At 49.9% G+C, this 701-nt stretch carries 1 protein-coding gene and 1 pseudogene; both read right to left on the bottom strand.

Going from position 1 to position 701, the window contains the following annotated elements; all coding sequences use genetic code 11:
• A pseudogene (locus AOQ29_RS08120) lies at nt 1-177 on the bottom strand (diaminopimelate decarboxylase); the annotation flags it as partial.
• Nucleotides 178-222: 45 nt separating this feature from the next.
• A partial coding sequence (locus tag AOQ29_RS05535) for an alanine racemase C-terminal domain-containing protein (RefSeq protein WP_275936582.1) occupies nt 223-701 on the bottom strand: 479 nt, incomplete at its 5' end.

Here is a 701-nt window from a genome sequence, read left to right as displayed (position 1 = left end):
AACGACCCCAACCTGGTTCGTCTTTTCAAAGGCCTGACGGAAGGCTCGCATTTGTCGACGCATCACGGCGACGTCATAAACATATAAAGGCGTTTGGTATTGTTCAGCTAAGTCGGTGGCTAAGACCCCACCGATTAAAAGCTGGTCCTGATCATTTACTTGCAGCGCGTTCAACATTGATTTGATCCTCGTTAATTTTTATTTTTTTAAATTTTTACTAGCCTAATCGACTAGGTACCGGGCTAAGCGGTCTTGGAAACGAATTGTAGCTTCCCAAGGGTCGATACCGGCATATTCGGAAAACTGCCAGATGGTGTTTTCCTGGTCGCCGTTTTGACCAACGAAGGTTACCGTTGTGCCAACCGGTACGGGTTCGTCAACGGCAATCATCAACTGGTCCATCGCTAGCTGACCAACAATTGGTGCTTTCTTCCCATTGACGATGACTTCATAGCCCTTGAGTTCGCGGGGTAAGCCATCACCGTAGCCAATTGGCAGAGTCGCAATCCATTGGTCCTTAGTCGTGTGGTAAGTGGCCCCGTAGGAAACCGCTGCTCCAGCTGGAAGCTGCTTGATCATCACGACCTCGCTTTCCAAGGTTAGGACCGGTGCTAAGTAATCATCTGGCCGTAAGACCCCAGCGGATGGTTCAACCCCGTAAACCGAAGTTCCGGCCCGAATCACTTCGGTTGGGACTTTGT

This window comes from Fructobacillus ficulneus (assembly GCF_001047075.2).
Lineage (GTDB): Bacteria > Bacillota > Bacilli > Lactobacillales > Lactobacillaceae > Fructobacillus > Fructobacillus ficulneus.
This window is presented reverse-complemented; position numbering and strand designations above follow the sequence as displayed.